We start from the raw sequence: 3,833 nt of genomic DNA on the forward strand, positions 1-3,833 counted from the left end.
CTTTGAATTCGGGTTGACACTTTTGTAATTCCTTGGTATTTCACACTATATTCCTCTCTGTACATCTCTCTGTTTTGTTGACTCTCCCCCTCTTTGTCTCAGGTCTCACACCAGTAATGTAGAGATCTTTCGGGCATTTTCTGAAAATCTCCTCGTCATAGCTTTGGGAAAATTCCGTTATGTTTTTTCAGTCTCGCCAGGCTGTTTTCCTGATTATCGCCTTGTGTGTCCTGTTTTGGAGTGGGGCCGAAGCTTCGGTTCATGCACAAAGTCAGCCTGCGATGCTTGAAGAAGACGAATCGAATGCATCCAGGCCCCTGCGCCATCGCACCATTTTCAAGCCACGCGACCCTGATATCAAGCAGATCAGTCAATCGCCACAGGTTCCCGATGTGTTAGACGCTGAGGCCCGGGAAGCTCTGGGAATTCCTCCCCAGTTACTCGACGATGATCAATCCTGGGAAGAAGCCGGGGATGAGAGCGCCGACGGTGAGACCTTCGTGCCGTTCATTGCCCATAAGAGTGCCACGGCGGCAATCTCCTGGTTACCCGGTTCTGGGGATGAACTGGGAATTTTCAGTCTGAGTTTATCGGAAACAGCGGAGTTTCCCCGATTCGAGGGGTTTACGACGACTCCCCGGTTTGGCGTGCATTACCTGGATGGTCCGGTGACGACCGATTTGCCGGCGCGGGTTTATGATACCTCGGTTGCTTTTCGGTGGTTTAACAAAGTGAACGAACAATGGTCCTATGAGCTGGAAGTGGCGCCCGGTGTTTATAGCGATTTCAAAAATGTGACATCCGATTCTCTGCGGATCACAGGCAAAGGTCTGGCCTATTATGTGCATTCGCGTTCGAAGCAGTTTGTGATGGGAGTCGTGTATCTGGACCGGGAAGACATCATGTTATTGCCCGCGGCAGGTATGATTATGTGGTTCAGTGAGGGCTCACGACTGGAGCTGATTTTCCCCAAACCGAAATTTACTTATCGCGTTGAAAAGGATGAAGCTAAAGAGCGCTGGCTGTATGTCGCTGGCGAATTCGGTGGCGGTTCCTGGGGAATCCGGCGTGGCCCGACAGGCATCGATGATATTGCCACCTATAGCGACCTGCGTTTGATGGGGGGGCTGGAAACCAAGCATACGAATGGCATGATCAGCCAGTTTGAAATCGGTTACGTCTTCAATCGTAAGCTGGAATACAAATCGGATGTTGGGAATTACGACATCTCTCCCACCGGGATGATTCGCTATCAATTGACCTTCTAGAACGCATCCCATTTTACCATAGCGTCTCTCGTTCTATGATAATCGGTCCAAAATGGCCTTGGAGACGCTACAGTAAATCTGGGCACAAGCTGAGTTTTACAGGTCACAGTGAATGTCGATCCAGGTCCGCTTCTCGAACGATTCGAGAACGGAGTCGGCTACGAGCTGGGCTGAAGCGCCATGATCGAAGCCGGGAATCGCATCCCGTTTCTCTACGATGGCGGATACAAATTCGTAGACCAAATCGTAGCGGAAGACCGTGCTGGGGATACCCTCATGCGGCTTGCGCGGACTGCCTTCGATGACCAGAAATTCTTCCGGAACAGGCAGTTTTTCCATGGTTTTTCCTGGTTTGCCAATCAGGATGTTGTTGGGATCAGTTAATTGATAGGCGGCTGAGCCTTCGGAACCATTGACTTCTGCCCATTCATAGCCAAAACCATCATTATGATAACCTTTCATCAAAGTACTGCCTTCCCAGACACCGACGGCACCGTTTTCAAACTGGCCGATGAGGGAAGACCAGTCATCCACTTCCGATGGTTCGCAGGGTTGACCGTCTGCGGTCTGATTCCGGGGAACGAACTGAGCCACTGCGCCGCAGATGCTTTTGATGGGCCCGAGTAAATCCTGGGCGAAGTCAATGCGATGAATGGTCATGTCAAACAGGTCGCCGGCTCCGGCCAGTTTTTTATTTTGTCGCCAGCCCCAGCTGGTTTCGGGCCAGTCGAGAAACCGCTGGCTGCGGAAATGGCGGGGAACTCCCAGTGCGCCTGATTCCACCAGATGTTTTACATACCGCATGGAAGGGGCAAACCGGTAGGTGAAGGCCGTCATGTGGCGCAGGTCGGCATCGCGGGCGGCGCGATACATTTCAGCCGATTCAGTATAGTTTAAGCCTAACGGTTTTTCACACATCACATGTTTTCCGCCCCGAATGCAGGCCAGCGCGATTTCGCGATGCGTAAAGTTTGGGGTGGCGATGATGACCGCGTCGATCTCTGGGTCACTGGCAATTTCTTCATAGTTCGTTGTCGTTTTGGTTTTTCCCCAATCTGACTGACGTTTTGCCAGCAGTTCTGAGTTGGGGTCGCAAATGGCAACCAGTTCCGCACGCGGATCGAGATTGATGCCGGGGACATGGTGGTAATCGGAGACTGCGCCAGCACCGATAATTCCGATACGAACTGAATCTGTCATGAATAAACCTTATGGACTGTCTAGTTATTAATTCTGGAAAAAGTAGATTATGTTTGATGGAATCTGGCGAGAAGCGCCAGCGCCTCTTCCTGAGTGTGGATCAGGCCTTCCAACTGGGCATCCCGGATCCGGGTGAGCAGCTCTTTGAACTCAGGGCCCGATTTGATGCCGAACGCAATCAAATCATTTCCGGTGATGAGTGGGGGAGGGCTCAATATCTCAATGGGAGTATGATCCCGATACTGGCGGCAAAATTCAAGGTCGTCGAGAGGTTGTTGTTGTGAAGTCAGATCAACGCGAACCAGTTCAAACAGGTAAGGGCTGTTTTTATGTGCCAGTAGCCGTTTGAGTTGCGAAAGCTTAAATGTCGAGGCGCGCTGCAGGCTGTTTCTGTGCTCTACCAGCCAGTAAATGAGGTCCAGTTCATGGTTGGAAAAGCGAAGTCGTTTGCAGATCTGGTGAACCTCTTCGAGCTGATTGGAGAGGGATTTACCGGGCAAATCCAGCAGTAATGCTGCGAATGCCGTTTCGAAATGGGGGGCAGACAGCTTTTCCAGCCGCTGAAGTGTCCGATCCCAGATCGGCTGTTTTTCAACTTCCCACAAAGGAGTCAGTTCGGGGATAATGGATTTCAACAGGCCGGAACTCTGAACCAGGTCAATCGCATGGCTGCGGTTGGGATGGATCAGCATTTTTCGTAATTCATCGGTAATCCGTTCGGGGCTCACGACACAGATTTCACTCGCCATGACTTGAATTGCCTCAAACGTAATTTCATCCAGGCGAAACCGAAGTGTGGAGGCGAATCGAATGGCGCGGAGCAGTCGCAATTTATCTTCCTGCATTCGCTTCAGGGGGTTGCCAATAGCACGAATGAGTTGCTGATTCAGGTCAGATTTTCCTCCCACGTAATCATAGATCGATTCGTTGATCGGGTCGTAAAACATGCCGTTAATGGTGAAATCGCGCCGATGAGCATCCTCTTCGGCTGTAGTGAACTTCACATGTTCGGGGCGGCGTCCATCAAGGTAAGGGCCTTCGCTGCGAAAAGTGGCTACTTCGACATCAGAGTCCGGCTGCGGGCCACGGACGATAATGACGCCAAAGCTGGCTCCCACTGCGAGCGTGTGTCGTTTTCCAAATAAGTTTCGCACTTGTTCCGGCAGGGCATTTGTAGCAACATCATAATCCTTGGGTTCTTTATTCAACAGCAGATCTCGAACACAACCTCCCGCCCAGAGAGCCTGAAAGCCCGCGTCGCGCAATTTGCGGACCACTTCGACCGCAGTGTGATATGGTTCAGTGTGTTTCATAAGTCTGAGGTGTCTGAGAAAATGACGTTTGTTTGATGCTGCAGATTAATAT

The 3,833-nt window shown here is 51.2% G+C and carries 3 protein-coding genes; 1 reads left to right on the forward strand and 2 read right to left on the reverse strand.

What is annotated here, in order from left to right; genetic code table 11:
* Positions 1-179: 179 nt before the first annotated feature.
* Positions 180-1,268: a DUF6268 family outer membrane beta-barrel protein gene (locus tag Q0294_RS18090; protein WP_299468251.1), complete on the forward strand. Its 1,089-nt coding sequence runs from the start codon at positions 180-182 to the stop codon at positions 1,266-1,268.
* Between the two features lie 96 nt (positions 1,269-1,364).
* On the opposite strand, the gene Q0294_RS18095 is transcribed toward Q0294_RS18090, so the two are convergent.
* Positions 1,365-2,468, reverse strand: coding sequence for a Gfo/Idh/MocA family oxidoreductase (locus Q0294_RS18095; RefSeq protein ID WP_299468253.1), 1,104 nt, complete (start codon positions 2,466-2,468; stop codon positions 1,365-1,367).
* Positions 2,469-2,515: 47 nt separating this feature from the next.
* The gene (locus Q0294_RS18100) at positions 2,516-3,781 is read right to left on the reverse strand and encodes a CCA tRNA nucleotidyltransferase (RefSeq protein WP_299468255.1); all 1,266 of its coding nucleotides are present in this window, start codon (positions 3,779-3,781) and stop codon (positions 2,516-2,518) included.
* Positions 3,782-3,833: the final 52 nt, after the last annotated feature.

Source organism: uncultured Gimesia sp. (assembly GCF_937919775.1).
Classification (GTDB): Bacteria; Planctomycetota; Planctomycetia; order Planctomycetales; family Planctomycetaceae; genus Gimesia.